Genomic DNA, 13,584 nt, shown 5'->3' with positions numbered 1-13,584 from the left:
CCATTCCGGTTGCGCCCCTTGCCCACTTCCTCTTTCCCCTGCCCGTTCCGGTTGCGCCCCCTGCCCACTTCCTCTTTCCCCTGCCCGTTCCGGTTGCGCCCCCTGCCCGCTTCGGTAATTGCCTCCCGATTGCACCAATCCCCTCGCGCGCCACGCGCAGATGCGTAACAATTGCTTTCATGTCAAAACTTTCCGTCTTCCTGCCCCAATTCGCTAGCTCGGCCATGCCGGCCGTCAACGATGGCATTGCCGTTGTAACCGGTGCTTCTTCCGGCATCGGACGGGCAGTCGCCGCCGCGTTGGCCAACCCCTCTTCCCCCGACGCCCCTCGCTTTACCGTCATCGGTACCAGCCAGCACCCGGAAAACATTGAAAACCCTTTGCCTAACGTTGAATACCTGCCGTTGGATTTGGAGGACCCAGCTTCCATTGATGCGCTAGCAGCGGAAGTCCTGCGGCGCGGCACCCCGGCTGTCTTGGTTAACAACGCAGGCGAAAGCCAATCAGGCCCTCTGGAGGAGCTACCCCACGAGGCACTGACGCGCCTGTTTCAGCTGAACGTTTTAGGCCAAATACAACTGACGCAAAAACTCCTTCCCGCCATGCGTGCAGCTGGAGCTGGGCGCATCACGATGGTGGGATCCATGCTCGGCAGTTTCCCACTGGCGTTTCGCAGCAGCTATGTGGCTAGTAAAGCAGCACTGAAGGGATTCGCGTTCGCGGGACGCCGGGAGGTTCGCCCCTTCGGGGTGAATATCAGTGTGATGGAACCGGGATCAATCAATACCGGTTTGTCCGCGCGGCGCACCAAGTACATCGATATGGAAGGCCCGTACCGCACAGAGTTTTCCACAATGCTGCGGCGCCTCGATCGCAACGAATCCAATGGCATTTCAGCTGAACGCGTGGCCGAGGAGATCCTGAAATCGATTACTGATCACCGCCCACGCCCGCTGTACGCCACAGGTTCCATGGCGCCGATTATCTTCCCGCTATCGCGCGTGCTGCCCAGGGAGACCGTCCACTGGATCATCGGGCGAAAGCACGGGCTATAGATCCCCCGCAATCCCTTAGGAGCACCCCACCGCATATCGGCAAGCTGCGCGACCGACCAGCAGCGAGACCGACCCGCGCCTAATGCTGCCGGGTATACCACTCGCGCCACGGGGTCGCGAAAATGGCCAACACTGCCGCACCCATGATGCCGATGAACATTGCGCTGGCCGCAATGGCAATGAGCAGGGGGTTGGGTCTGGCCAGCGCCACGAGAAGCAGCAAAACAGTGCCAGCGATACCCAGAAAGGACAACCATGTGTAAAACCGGTTCACCGGGTGCTGCGGATGGCCGAAGCTGCCACGCATCGTAGCCTGTAGCGGCCACACCTGGAACAGCAAAAGTAGGACGAAAGACACCCAAGTGAGCACCGTTAGGTTCTCCGGCCCCACCCAGCCACCCGCATTGACAAGGGAGGCCACCATTCCGATAACCGCGAGGATGCTGAAGATTCGGCGGGACATCAGTGCAGGCGGTAGAGTTTGTCGCCCTGCTGGCAGGGCTCTCCGGCAATCATGACATCATCCAGCACCCCTTGCGGGAGCTGCATCGCCACGACCATGACGATGGGATCAAAACCCATGCGGCCAATCTCCTTCGGCGCATAGGAGCTGATGACTTGCCCCTGCTTCACAGCGGTGTTTTCAGAGAGCTTGGCGTCGAACCCCTGCCCCCTCAGCCGTGCGGTATCGACCCCCAAATGCACCAGAAGAGAGACATCCGAACGGGGTTGAATCACAAAAAGATGTGGCATGATGCGGGTGATGAGCCCGTCGACGGGGGCAGTGATATGAACAACCTCTACGTCAGGATCCGGGATGACCGCAATCCCAGCGCCTACAGTCCCCATAGCAAAAATAGGGTCAGGAACCTGCTGCAGATCCACGACAGTGCCAGATAACGGACTGCGGACGTTGAGGGAGATTGACATAACTCTAAATTCTAAAGTCTTTAGCCCCGCTCGATGGGCAAATCGAGACGCGCACTCCACTGGGACCATCCGCCGATGAAGTTGCGTGCCCCGTGCAAGCCCGCGTGCTCCATCGCCGCAATAAACAACGACGAGTGCAAGCCCGAGCCGGAATACACGGCAACGTTGTCCCCGCGCGTGATGCCTCGGGAAGCCAGGTATTCACGCAGGCGCTCGGGTTTTTCCACCTTGCCCTCGGCGTTCATCAGCTCCGCAACCGGGATATTGACCGCACCGGGAATCCGCCCCGCCTGGTGGTCAAATGGTTCGCGCAGACCCTTGAATCGTCCGGACTCGCGCGCGTCGATCAGCAGGTTGTGGCGCTTCCACTCCTCTACTTCGTCAATGAGGAGCTCTGGCATGGAGTGAGGCTTGAATTCCAAGTTGCCACGGCCACGCAGCGCACCGATGCCGCCGGCCACATCACCACCGGCTTTCTCCCACTCGGTGGTACCGCCGTTGAGGATCCGAACATCGGTCGCACCCGCCCAGCGCAACACCCACCATGCGCGCGCCGCATAGAGGTTCGGGCCAGCATCGTAAATATAAACGGGCCGATCGGCCATGACACCCCAATCGGCCAGCATGCGCTTGAGGTCTTCAAGCCGTGGCAAAGGGTTGCGCCCCTCTTGCCTGCTGGGGAGGGACGCCAAATGCATCAGTGGGTTACAAAACATCGCACCAGGCAGGTGCTGGCCGACATAGGCTTCCCACGCGGAATTCTCCGTTTTCGCCCAGTGCGAGTCGATGATGGTCATGCGCTTACCGCGCTTGAACTGACTAAACATCTCCTCGCCAGTGATGAAGGACGTGGATGCGGGCGCGTGGGTGTTAATGGATTCAGTTGCGGGATGGTGGCCGGATTCAGTGGCGGGCAAGCTCATAGTTCACGAGTCTAATTCCTTCGCCCGCCACGCGAGCAACTAGAGTGCGCGCAGTTAGAACAGTCCAGTTGGCTTCTCGCTGTACGACCACAGCAGGTTCTTGGTCTGTTGGTAGTGATCCAGCATCATCAAGTGGGTCTCACGACCAATTCCGGATTTCTTATATCCGCCGAAGGCAGCGTGAGCTGGGTAGTTGTGGTAGTTGTTCACCCATACGCGGCCGGACTGAATGGCCCGCCCGGCTCGGTAGGCCACGTTGCCATTGCGGGACCACACACCGGCACCCAGCCCATATTCCGTGTCGTTGGCAATGCGGATGGCATCATCGAAGTCCTTGAAGGTCGTTACTGCTAGGACTGGGCCGAAGATCTCCTCCTGAAACAGTCGCATGTTGTTTGTGCCTTTAAAGATGGTGGGTTCGATGTAGAACCCGCCATCGCGACCATCTATTTTGTTGATGCTACCGCCAGTGAGGACTTCCGCCCCCTCTTCGGGACCTGACTGCAGGTAGCCAGTGATTTTATCCATCTGCTCTTGGGAGGCCTGTGCCCCCATCATCGTGTCCGTATCCAACGGGTTACCGGTCTTGATGCTCTTGACACGCTGTACGGCTAGGTCGAGGAATTCCTCGGCGATGTCCTCATGGACGAGTGCGCGCGATGGGCAGGTGCAAACCTCGCCTTGGTTGAGTGCAAACATGGCCAGGCCCTCCACGCATTTCGCACGAAAGTCATCGTCATCATCCATGATGTCTTTGAAGAAAATCGATGGGCTCTTACCACCCAGTTCCAAGGTCACCGGGATGAGCTTCTCCGCAACCGCCTTGTTGATGATCTGGCCAACCTGGGTAGATCCCGTGAAGGCGATCTTCGCAACACGGTCGCTGGCGGTCAGAGCGGCACCAGCTTCTTCGCCTAAGCCATTGACGATGTTGAGCACGCCATCGGGCAGCAGATCGTGGATCAGTTCCACGACCAGCAGGATGCTGGCCGGGGTCTGCTCTGCAGGTTTGAGGATGATGCAGTTTCCGCCAGCTAGCGCAGGGGCCAACTTCCACGCGGCCATGAGGATCGGGAAGTTCCATGGGATGATCTGCCCTACCACGCCCAATGGCTCGCGGAAGTGATAAGCCACGGTATCCGCATCAATTTGGCTGGTGCGGTCTTCCTGGGCGCGGATGGCACCCGCGTAGTAGCGGAAGTGATCCACTGCCAGTGGCAGGTCGGCCGCGAGGGTCTCGCGCACCGCCTTACCGTTATCCCAGGTCTCGGCGACGGCGAGCATCTCTAGGTTTTCTTCTAGGCGGTCGGCGATCTTCAGCAGGATGTTGCCGCGTTCTTGGGGGCTAGTGCGCCCCCATGCGCCTTTCGCGGCGTGTGCTGCATCTAGGGCTTTTTCGATGTCAGCTTCCTTAGAGCGAGGCACGCGGCAAAAGACGTCACCATTGATCGGGCTGACGTTGTCCATGTATTGACCATCGACCGGTGGAACCCACTGCCCACCGATGAAGTTTTCATATTGCTCTTTGAAGTTGACAATCGCGCCCGTGGTTCCGGGGTCTGCGTACACAGTCATGAGGGGTTCCTAACGTGTTGGTCGACTGGATAGGGGTGAACAAATCTTGTCGGCCAATATAGTGACCTGAATCACTTTTTACGACCATGTTGTTTTCATATTTATGCAGGTATTAGCGCTTGTAAGTGCTCCACTCCCTTATCCGACGCCCTACGCCACCCCCGACCAGCACGCTTGCACAGGTAGGCCGCTAATCCCCGCACCCGCCAACCGTGCGCAAACGGAACTACGATCGCAGCTATGGACCTCGATTCTTTGAATCATCGCCATTTCCCCGCGGTCATCATCGGCGCAGGACAGGCCGGGCTGGCTGCCGGGCACGAGCTCGCGCGCCGCGGATTCACACCCGGCACCGACTTCATCATCGTGGACGCCAATGATGGGCCCGGCGGCGCGTGGCGGCACAGGTGGGATTCGCTGACGTTGGGAAAAGCCCACGGCATCGCCGATTTGCCGGGCATGCCCATGCAACGACCTGATCCGGACGTACCGGCCTCTCAGTTGGTGGCGGAATACTACGGCGAGTACGAGCGCGAGTTCGCTTTCAATGTAGTGCGCCCCGCTCAGGTGACATCGGTAGCCCCGGAAGGCGACCAGCTGGCCATTACGGTGGCGGGCGGCGCGGGGCGTCGAGATGAAAAGAAGGCTACGCCCACGAATGTGGTAATCGGCGCAGATGCGGTGCTAAGTGCAACTGGGACCTGGGCCAATCCACACATTCCATTTGTGCCAGGAATAGGGGAATTCAAGGGACGGCAACTGCACACGAAGGGATATACCCGCAAGGAGGACTTCGCGGGATTGCGAACGTTGGTAGTGGGCGGTGGATTGTCGGCCGTACAGTTCCTGTTAGAGCTGGCCCAGGTTACCGACACTGTATGGGCCACCCGGCGCCCGCCGAACTTCACCGCGCGGGAGTTTGGCACCAACTGGGGGTTGGCAGTAGAAGATGCCGTGCGGGAACGGACGTTCCACGGGCAGGCGCCGGCTTCTGTAGTGCGGACGACCGGCATTCCGCAGCGACCAGAATATCTGCAGGGGGTGGCTGACGGGACGCTAGTCTCACGCGGAATGTTTGACCGGATCACTCGAACTGGAGTGGTTTTCGGCAAGCCTTTCAGCGACACTGCCGATGGATTGGGGCCTTCTTCGCATGCAAAGCTACAAGTGCCGGAATCGTGGAATCCATATCCCGCGGGCACTTCTATAGACGTGGACGTGATTTTCTGGAACACGGGGTTCCGGCATGCGCTGCGACACTTGGCACCAATGAAACTGCGGGAACCAGGAGGCGGGATCCTGATGCGCGACGAAGTGAGGGTGCGCAAAGATCCGCGAGTCTTTCTGGTGGGGTATGGCTCCACAGCCTCCACTGTGGGAGCCACACGTGCAGGTCGCCAGGCTGGGCGGGCAGCGGCGGCCTACTTGCGTGGGGGAGATTAGCGGACAGGAACGCTAGCCTGTGGCAACGCTAACTCGCCGGGGGGTTACCCCTCCGCCTGGCCCGCCGAACTCACTACCAGTTCCGGCTGCTCTTCCCCGGTGCTTTCCACGTCCACCAGAACACGGTCACCATCGCGAATCTCGCCACCCAACAGCTTCTTCGCCAGTTGGTCGCCGATTGCCTTTTGGATCAGACGACGCAACGGGCGGGCACCGTACGCGGGCTCGTATCCGCGCTCGGCCAGCCACTTCTTGGCATCGGAAGTAACATCTAGCACCAGTCGACGGGCCGCCAGCCGCTCACCCAGGCCACGCAACTGGATAGAAACGATGGATTCCAGTTGCTCCTCGCTGAGTGGCTTGAAGATGAGTACGTCGTCCAAGCGGTTGACAAACTCGGGCTTGAAGGCGCGCTTCACGGCCTCCATGACTTCGTCATCCGTTCCACCCGCACCCAAGTTCGAGGTCAGGATCAAGATGGTGTTGCGGAAGTCCACGGTGCGCCCCTGACCATCGGTCAGGCGGCCTTCATCGAGGACTTGCAGCAGCACGTCGAAAACACCCGGGTGGGCTTTTTCCACCTCGTCGAACAGCACCACGGTGTAGGGGCGGCGCCGCACGGCTTCGGTCAGTTGTCCGCCGGCATCGTATCCAACGTATCCCGGAGGGGCACCGACCAGTCGTGCCACCGAGTGCTTCTCGCCGTACTCGGACATATCGATACGCACCATGGCGGTCTCGTCGTCGAAGAGGAACTCCGCCAAACCCTTGGCCAGTTCCGTCTTACCCACACCGGTGGGGCCGAGGAAAAGGAACGAACCCGTGGGTCGGTTGGGGTCCGCCACACCGGCGCGCGAACGGCGCACCGCATCGGATACCGCATCCACGGCCCGTTCCTGTCCCACCACGCGGCCGGCCAGGACCAACTCCATGTTCAGCAGCTTCTCGGTCTCGCCTTGCAACATTTTGCCGGCGGGAACACCTGTCCATGCAGAGACCACGTCTGCAATCGTGTCCGGTGTGACCTCCTCAGTCAGCATCATGTCCGATTGCTGGGCAGCCACGGTCGTCTCGGCTTCCTGCAGTCTCTTCTCCACATCCGGGATCCGGCCGTAGCGCAGCTCGGCCACCTTGGCGAAGTCACCTTCGCGCTCGGCAATTTCCGACTCGCGGCGCAGGTGGTCGAGCTCTTCCTTCAGGCCGCGCAAGCTATCGATGCTGCCCTTTTCGTTTTCCCATCGAGCGGTCAGGCCGGCCAGTTTTTCCTTCTCGTCGGCCAATTCACTGCGTAGTTTTTCTAGCCTTTCCTTCGACGCCACGTCGGTCTCCTTGGCCAACGCCATCTCTTCGATTTCGAGGCGACGGACCACGCGCTCCACATTGTCAATTTCCTCGGGCCGCGAGTCGATCTCCATACGCAGACGGGACGCCGCTTCGTCGACCAAGTCGATGGCCTTATCCGGCAGGAAGCGGCTGGTGATGTAGCGATCAGACAACGCAGCGGCTGAAACCAATGCCGAGTCCTGGATGCGCACACCGTGGTGTACTTCGTAGCGCTCCTTCAAACCTCGCAAGATACCAACGGTGTCCTCCACGGTGGGTTCACCCACATAAACCTGCTGGAAGCGGCGCTCCAACGCGGCGTCCTTTTCGATGTACTTGCGGTATTCATCCAGGGTGGTCGCACCCACCAACCGCAATTCACCACGGGCCAGCAGTGGCTTAATCATATTGCCGGCATCCATCGCGGAATCGCCACCAGCACCGGCGCCAACGATAGTGTGCAGCTCATCGATGAAGGTGATGACCTCACCTTCAGCTTCCTTGATCTCGTCGAGCACGGCCTTCAGGCGCTCTTCGAACTCACCGCGGTACTTCGCACCCGCAACCATGGAACCGAGGTCGAGGCTGATGAGCTTCTTCCCACGCAGGGATTCCGGCACGTCACCCGCCACAATTCGACGGGCCAGCCCCTCCACGATTGCGGTCTTACCAACTCCTGGTTCACCGATGAGGACGGGGTTATTCTTCGTACGGCGGGAAAGCACCTGCACCACGCGACGAATTTCCTGGTCACGCCCGATCACGGGGTCAATCTTGCCCTCTCGAGCGCGGGCGGTCAGGTCGGTGGAGTACTTCTCCAATGCCTGGAACTGCCCTTCGGGTTCCTCCGTGGTGACCTTGCGGTTACCGCGGACCGATTGGAACGCAGTCTTGATCGCATCGAAGGTCGCCCCCTTGGAGTGCAGCAGCGAAGCGGCCTCGGAATCGCCCTTGGCAATTCCGGCCAGCAGCACCTCCGTCGACACGTAGGTATCGCCGAGTTCCCCTGCTAGCTCTTGAGCGGCGGTCAGCGCGTTGAGCGCATCCCGGTTGAACTGGGGGTTGGCCATATTCGAACCGGTGGCCTGTGGGTAGGCCGCCACCAAGTTGCGCGCCTCGGTGAGCACTGCGGATGGTTCCACTCCCGCCGCCTGCAGAACGGGCAACGCAATCGAATCATTTTGTTCCAGCAGAGCCACCAATAGGTGAGCTGGACGGATATCGGGATTGCCCTTAGCGGAGGCGCTCTGCAGGGCAGCCTGCATGGCTTCCTGGGTCTTCGTTGTCGGAGTGAAATTCGACATTGGGTTCCTCCTGATTGTTGTGTGGCGGGGTGGTGTGTGGCGGGTTCGCCACGAGCTATTGCCACTTTACTTGAGTACACCAGACTCAACCACCGTGAAGTTGAGCGTATTCCACTCAGGGGCGGGTTGTGCTGTGATTCCAGTCACATAGTTCCCGTTGGTGGCATAGACTGACCCCTATGTCCCAGCTCAGCAACACCTCCAATCCCAACACTCTCGACCTCGTCGCTTTTGATTCCCTCTTGAGCTCGTCCGAGATTTCTACTCGGAACGCTGTGGCCGACTTTGGGAACCACCATCTGCGCCCCCGCATCGGCGAATGGTTCGATACGGGCCAGCTTCCAATCAAGGAAATCGCGCGCAGCTTTGGCGATCTGGGCATTCTAGGAATGCACTTAGAGGGATACGGATGCCCCGGAGGCTCGGCTGTCGAATACGGGCTGGCATGCATGGAGATCGAAGCCGTGGATTCCGGCTTGCGCTCCATGATGTCCGTACAGGGATCGCTGACCATGTTTGCTATCCATCATTGGGGTTCCGACGAGCAAAAGGACAAGTACTTGCCGCGATTGGCAGCTGGCGAGCTTGTGGGATGCTTTGGTTTAACGGAACCCAGTGCCGGTTCCGACGTGGCGTCGATGCAAACGCACGCCAAACGAGAGGGCGACGAATGGGTGCTCAACGGCTCGAAAATGTGGATTACCAATTCCCCCTTCGCGGATGTATTGGTGGTGTGGGCTCGCACAGAAAGCGTTGATGGTAACGACGAAAATGGCGGTGAGAGAAACGCTGGCAAACCCGGCCACGTTGGTTTCATCATCGAACGCGGCACACCTGGCTTGAGCACCCCAACGATCAACCGGAAGTTGAGCCTGCGCGCTTCGGTAACGGGTGAAATCGTGCTGGATAATTGCCGCATTTCCGACGCCCAGCGCCTCCCCCATGTTAGCTCCCTGCGAGGACCTCTAACCTGCCTGAACGAGGCTCGCTACGGGATCATCTGGGGCGCGCTGGGCGCAGCACGCGACTGCCTGCAGACCACGTTGGCCTACACCGCGCAACGACCCGTATTCAAGCGCCCTTTGAGCTCCTTCCAGCTAACGCAGGCAAAGTTGTCGGATATGACCGTGGAACTCAATAAATCCTTACTCATGGCTTTGCAGTTGGGGCGCCTGAAAGACCGGGGCGAACTAAAGCCACATCAAACCAGCGCAGGCAAGCTGAACTCCACGCGAGTGGCTCTAGACATCGCACGAGAATGCCGCTCCTTGCTGGGCGCGGCGGGCATCACGACGGAATTCTCTCCCATGCGTCACGCGAATAATTTAGAAAGCGTGCTGACCTACGAAGGCACGGCCGAGATGCATCAGCTCATCATCGGTCAAGCCCTCACAGGCGAGGCTGCGTTTCGGTAGGGTCCACCACCCGCCCTGACGAGTAAAATTGCCGGGCATGAGTGACATGGACGAACCCGCCAGCGCCGTCGACCGCGCCGACCAGGGGTTTTTGAGCGCATTTCCCCGTGTGCGGATACGTCCGGCCATGTCCACGGTTTCGGCACTTTCGGATTCCGTATGGCGCGAACAGCTATGCAACACCGCCGCGCGGCTCTACGACGGCCCGGCAGTCACCACCAGCCAAACGTTGTTGAGGGAACTGGTGCTCAGCGCACTGGCGGACCTTTCCCGCGAACTGCGACTTCCCCGCCAAGGAGTGCCCGAATTCTCCCCCGCCGGGTTTGCCTTACTCACCGCAATGTCGGCCAAGCTGGAGGCGCTGGGCGTCACCCCCGAACACATCCAAGGCGCCAACCGTGCCACCACAACGGCGCTCAAGCAGCTACACCCCGACCGGGAAGCCCAGCTCATCATGGCCACAGAATGGGCATTCCACATGCTGCAGAATTCCCCGCAAAGCTAGACCCGCGCCACTACCAACTAGGCCCGCGCCTGCACCGGCCGAGCCAGCCCCGCGCCAGCACGAACCGAGCCAGCCCCGCACCAGCACCAGCCGAGCCAGCCGCACCAGCCCCCCTAATCCGGCGCCTAATCTAACCCCTGCGCCGGGGTCTGTCGCAGCCCTTCGATCTCCATATCCAACCGATGCCCCTGCAGAACGGGCAGGGTCTTGCGCGCTTTCTCCACGTGGGTTGGGTCGATATCGATCATGAGCACCTGCGCGGCATAACCGGTCTCGGCCAAACGCGCACCATTAGGGCCAATCACCGCGGAATGTCCAATGCCCGTGGGCCCATCGGAGTGTCCGTAGCGATCCGGAGACCCTGGTCGAGCCATGCCCGCCGCCACCAAGTAACTGGTGGAATCCAAGGCACGCGCCACGGTCAACGCGCGCCATTGATCCAGCTTGCCCGGCCCATCCTGCCAGCTGGTGGGGACGACCATTACCTTCGCACCGGCCTCCGCCATCGCCACGAAATGTCCTGGGAACCGAATGTCGTAGCACGTGGCCAACCCCACGGTGGTGCCAGCCACGTCGAACGTCACTCGCTTATCACCGGGCTTCACGGTATTCGACTCACGGTAGCCAAACGCGTCATAAGTGTGGATCTTGTTGTAGTGCTTAACCCCGTCTGGCCCCGCGACCAGCAACGTGTTGTACACGCGACGGAACCGGTTGGCATCGGGAGTGTCCGCGGGTTGCTTCTCCGTCAGCTCGCCCGTCGGCAGGCGGTACACGGTATCCGCGGGGGTGAACATTCCCACCACCGCGGTTGTGCCGTGCTTCTCCGCGGTCTCTTGAATCGCCGCCGCGAATGGCCCATCCAACGGTTGGGCCACCATATCCAGCCGACCGCTGTCAAAGGGGAACATCGCAGCTTCTGGGAACACCACGAGGTCAGCCCCACCATTGGCCCCAGACGCGATATATTTACGAATTCGCGCCAGGTTGGCTTCCACATCGGGCTCAGCGATCATCTGAATCACGGCAATACGCATGCCCCCAACCCTAGCGCCAAGGGGCAGGGCGCGTCAGCGCACTACGAATCTCTGGGGATAACTCCGCACTCTTTTGGCCTTCACACCCCTACTTATCCACAGCCCTCGTTTTTTCTTCTGTTCCGACGCCCCGCGCTCCCCTAACCTGCTCCCCATAGACAGAAAGGACTAGCGCGATAACGATGAACACACAGATCACCCTCGACGAAGCGGCCCTGACAACCCGGACCCTCACCTTAGACCGCGAAGCCTGCGCGCTATTCGATAGCGCCCATGCCGTAGGCGGGATCACCCTGCCCGGCGCGGTTGCGGGCGGATCTTTCCCAGCGACTGCGCGGCAGTGGATAGCGACGTTCAGCCGCGTGACCGGGGCACATGCCGATAACCTAAGGCGCTCGGTGGAACAAATCACGCACTTCGCCCGCGACGTGGGCGCGCAGGAGGTGGCGAATGGGTCACTGTTCACGTCCGGCCCGCCGGGTGTGGCCGCAGAATCCCGTATGTAGGCGCTGAGAACGCAGTAAACGCAGAGCACACGGAGAACGCAATGGATATCTTTATCATGGAAAACGCTCGGCCCGAATCCATTCTGCACGCGGGCAACGCTGTGCTGCACCATTCCCGGCAAATCGTCAGTGGCGCGGGGCGCGCGCGAACACTCAGCGATTGGGAGCACGCGTGGACCGGCATCGCCAGCAGTGCAGCCAATCATCGGGTGCAGGCCAGCATCAACCCCATTGATATTTTGGGAATGACCGCGCAAGGCGTGGCCGGAGTGTTCCTCGCCCACGGGCAATTGTTGGAATTGGTGTGCCGCATTGTCCGCGGAGCCACGGCCGCCGCCCGCACCGCGGGGATGATCATTGCCCCAGATGGAACCGTATCGCCAGGCCCCGCAGGTGCCGTGCCCGGGGTGAACGTGTGGGCAGTGAGCGCCTCCCGCGCGCTAAGCGCGGTATTACGTGGCGCGCTGAGCATCGCTAGGGTGTCTGATGCAGCGGCTACGGGGGCAGTGCATTCCGCCACGGCGGGGATGAAAGAAGCGCCGAAGATGGGCGGGGGTGGGTGGAGCGGGGCGTCGGAACTAAAAGAAGTCCCGGTAGATGAACAGCAAAACCCCTTCGGTACAGTGCGCACCTACGGCCGGGTAGGGAATGCCGAGGAGGTGATCACGCTGGTCAGCGGGGTGGGATCCAGCGGGGAGGATTCGCGAGCCAAGACGGATCTATGGGCGAGACAGAAGGTCACGGAGGCAGCGGCGGCGGGGAAACAGGTGGCCGTGGTCGCGTGGCACGGATACCCGGCCCCAGGCAGTGTGGCCGAAGCGGTTTCCCCCAGCGCGGCGAAGGCGGCCGCGGGTGATCTGCGGGAATTTCAGCGCGAACTGCGGCAACACGCTCCCAATGCGCGACTGCATGTCGTGGGTTATAGCTATGGCTCCACAGTGGTGGGATTAGCGGGCAAAACCACAGACAAAGGGGCACGGCCCTCCCCTGCCTCCCCTGCTTTCCCTACTTCCCCTGCTTCCCCCACTTCCCCGCCCGGTCTCGAAGCCGACCGGATCTCCCTATGGGGCTCACCCGGCGCGGGTGTGGGCGATGCAGGGGATATCGCGATGCTCAACCATGGCACACCGAACGCCGGGGCACGGCAGTCCGATACACCAAATGAGTCAGGCCAGCTGACAGTGGAACGCGCGCCCGGTGACCTCATTGGCCTAGTTACCACTCCGCTGGGCGGCCCGTTAGGGCGGGACCCGGCCTCACCAATGTTCCACAAGGGCTTTGACCAAAAAGCCAGTGCGACCGGCTGGGGCGAATACCTATGGCGCAACCTCACTGACATGTATCTATGGTCCCGTGGGGAAACGGACTCTCATAGTTCGTACCTGTGGGACCCCACAATGAACCCCACAATGAACCCCGGAACGAACCCACGATGAATACAAACTCTCAGCAACCCACGATGAATACAAACTCTCGGCAACCCACGCAAAGCTACAAACAACTCTGCCCAATATTTCACCAAACGGCCTGCGTGCTAGTACGCTAGCAACCGTGAAAAAAGCAGATAA

12 protein-coding genes are annotated in these 13,584 nt (G+C 60.5%); 6 read left to right on the top strand and 6 right to left on the bottom strand.

What is annotated here, in order from left to right; genetic code table 11:
* Nucleotides 1-179: 179 nt before the first annotated feature.
* Nucleotides 180-1,055, top strand: a complete 876-nt coding sequence (locus CAURIC_RS01405; RefSeq protein ID WP_084588274.1) for an SDR family oxidoreductase — start codon at nt 180-182, stop codon at nt 1,053-1,055.
* Between the two features lie 79 nt (nt 1,056-1,134).
* Here CAURIC_RS01405 and CAURIC_RS01400 read toward each other — a convergent pair whose 3' ends face one another.
* Genes CAURIC_RS01400 through exaC form a run of 4 tightly spaced genes read right to left on the bottom strand, consistent with a single transcriptional unit; the run spans nt 1,135 to nt 4,483 of the window.
* Nucleotides 1,135-1,518 (bottom strand): hypothetical protein, encoded by a 384-nt coding sequence (locus CAURIC_RS01400; RefSeq protein WP_052095234.1) that lies wholly within the window; start codon nt 1,516-1,518, stop codon nt 1,135-1,137.
* Nucleotides 1,518-1,985, bottom strand: a complete 468-nt coding sequence (locus CAURIC_RS01395) for a PTS sugar transporter subunit IIA (protein ID WP_070434346.1) — start codon at nt 1,983-1,985, stop codon at nt 1,518-1,520. Before CAURIC_RS01395 ends, CAURIC_RS01400 begins: the two co-directional genes overlap by 1 nt.
* A 20-nt stretch (nt 1,986-2,005) precedes the next feature.
* Nucleotides 2,006-2,908, bottom strand: a complete 903-nt coding sequence (locus CAURIC_RS01390) for a sulfurtransferase (protein ID WP_083284168.1) — start codon at nt 2,906-2,908, stop codon at nt 2,006-2,008.
* A gap of 54 nt (nt 2,909-2,962) precedes the next feature.
* The gene (gene exaC, locus CAURIC_RS01385) at nt 2,963-4,483 is read right to left on the bottom strand and encodes an acetaldehyde dehydrogenase ExaC (RefSeq protein WP_070434345.1); all 1,521 of its coding nucleotides are present in this window, start codon (nt 4,481-4,483) and stop codon (nt 2,963-2,965) included.
* A 240-nt stretch (nt 4,484-4,723) separates the two neighbouring features.
* On the opposite strand from exaC, the gene CAURIC_RS01380 reads away from it, so the two are divergent.
* The gene (locus CAURIC_RS01380; RefSeq protein WP_035116296.1) at nt 4,724-5,926 is read left to right on the top strand and encodes an FAD-dependent oxidoreductase; all 1,203 of its coding nucleotides are present in this window, start codon (nt 4,724-4,726) and stop codon (nt 5,924-5,926) included.
* A 44-nt stretch (nt 5,927-5,970) separates the two neighbouring features.
* Here the strand turns inward: CAURIC_RS01380 and clpB are convergent, their stop codons facing one another.
* Entirely contained in the window at nt 5,971-8,553 is a 2,583-nt protein-coding gene (gene clpB, locus CAURIC_RS01375; protein WP_290183060.1) for an ATP-dependent chaperone ClpB, read from the bottom strand.
* Nucleotides 8,554-8,732: 179 nt separating this feature from the next.
* Here clpB and CAURIC_RS01370 point away from each other — a divergent pair, with 179 nt between their 5' ends.
* Nucleotides 8,733-9,968, top strand: a complete 1,236-nt coding sequence (locus tag CAURIC_RS01370; protein ID WP_290183058.1) for an acyl-CoA dehydrogenase family protein — start codon at nt 8,733-8,735, stop codon at nt 9,966-9,968.
* 37 nt (nt 9,969-10,005) lie between these two features.
* Nucleotides 10,006-10,473, top strand: a complete 468-nt coding sequence (locus CAURIC_RS01365; protein ID WP_156963626.1) for a hypothetical protein — start codon at nt 10,006-10,008, stop codon at nt 10,471-10,473.
* A 125-nt stretch (nt 10,474-10,598) separates the two neighbouring features.
* Here the strand turns inward: CAURIC_RS01365 and CAURIC_RS01360 are convergent, their stop codons facing one another.
* Nucleotides 10,599-11,510, bottom strand: coding sequence for a carbon-nitrogen hydrolase family protein (locus tag CAURIC_RS01360; RefSeq protein ID WP_035116301.1), 912 nt, complete (start codon nt 11,508-11,510; stop codon nt 10,599-10,601).
* Between the two features lie 182 nt (nt 11,511-11,692).
* Between CAURIC_RS01360 and CAURIC_RS01355 the strand changes: the two genes are divergently transcribed.
* Complete coding sequence (locus CAURIC_RS01355; protein WP_035116303.1) at nt 11,693-12,016, top strand: hypothetical protein; 324 nt, start codon at nt 11,693-11,695, stop codon at nt 12,014-12,016.
* Between the two features lie 41 nt (nt 12,017-12,057).
* Nucleotides 12,058-13,452, top strand: a complete 1,395-nt coding sequence (locus tag CAURIC_RS01350; RefSeq protein ID WP_052095235.1) for an alpha/beta hydrolase — start codon at nt 12,058-12,060, stop codon at nt 13,450-13,452.
* The last annotated feature ends 132 nt before the right edge of the window (nt 13,453-13,584 follow it).

The sequence above is a fragment of the Corynebacterium auriscanis genome, from assembly GCF_030408435.1.
Lineage (GTDB): Bacteria > Actinomycetota > Actinomycetes > Mycobacteriales > Mycobacteriaceae > Corynebacterium > Corynebacterium auriscanis.
Note: the sequence above shows the minus strand (reverse complement) of the source record. Positions and strands in the feature narration are given on the sequence as shown.

Bases quoted from the DNA above. Each gene is read 5' to 3' on its own strand.
- CAURIC_RS01405 (WP_084588274.1), top strand. From the start codon at position 180: ATGTCAAAACTTTCCGTCTTCCTGCCCCAATTCGCTAGCTCGGCCATG.
- CAURIC_RS01400 (WP_052095234.1), bottom strand. From the start codon at position 1,518: ATGTCCCGCCGAATCTTCAGCATCCTCGCGGTTATCGGAATGGTGGCC.
- CAURIC_RS01395 (WP_070434346.1), bottom strand. From the start codon at position 1,985: ATGTCAATCTCCCTCAACGTCCGCAGTCCGTTATCTGGCACTGTCGTG.
- CAURIC_RS01390 (WP_083284168.1), bottom strand. From the start codon at position 2,908: ATGAGCTTGCCCGCCACTGAATCCGGCCACCATCCCGCAACTGAATCC.
- exaC (WP_070434345.1), bottom strand. From the start codon at position 4,483: ATGACTGTGTACGCAGACCCCGGAACCACGGGCGCGATTGTCAACTTC.
- CAURIC_RS01380 (WP_035116296.1), top strand. From the start codon at position 4,724: ATGGACCTCGATTCTTTGAATCATCGCCATTTCCCCGCGGTCATCATC.
- clpB (WP_290183060.1), bottom strand. From the start codon at position 8,553: ATGTCGAATTTCACTCCGACAACGAAGACCCAGGAAGCCATGCAGGCT.
- CAURIC_RS01370 (WP_290183058.1), top strand. From the start codon at position 8,733: ATGTCCCAGCTCAGCAACACCTCCAATCCCAACACTCTCGACCTCGTC.
- CAURIC_RS01365 (WP_156963626.1), top strand. From the start codon at position 10,006: ATGAGTGACATGGACGAACCCGCCAGCGCCGTCGACCGCGCCGACCAG.
- CAURIC_RS01360 (WP_035116301.1), bottom strand. From the start codon at position 11,510: ATGCGTATTGCCGTGATTCAGATGATCGCTGAGCCCGATGTGGAAGCC.
- CAURIC_RS01355 (WP_035116303.1), top strand. From the start codon at position 11,693: ATGAACACACAGATCACCCTCGACGAAGCGGCCCTGACAACCCGGACC.
- CAURIC_RS01350 (WP_052095235.1), top strand. From the start codon at position 12,058: ATGGATATCTTTATCATGGAAAACGCTCGGCCCGAATCCATTCTGCAC.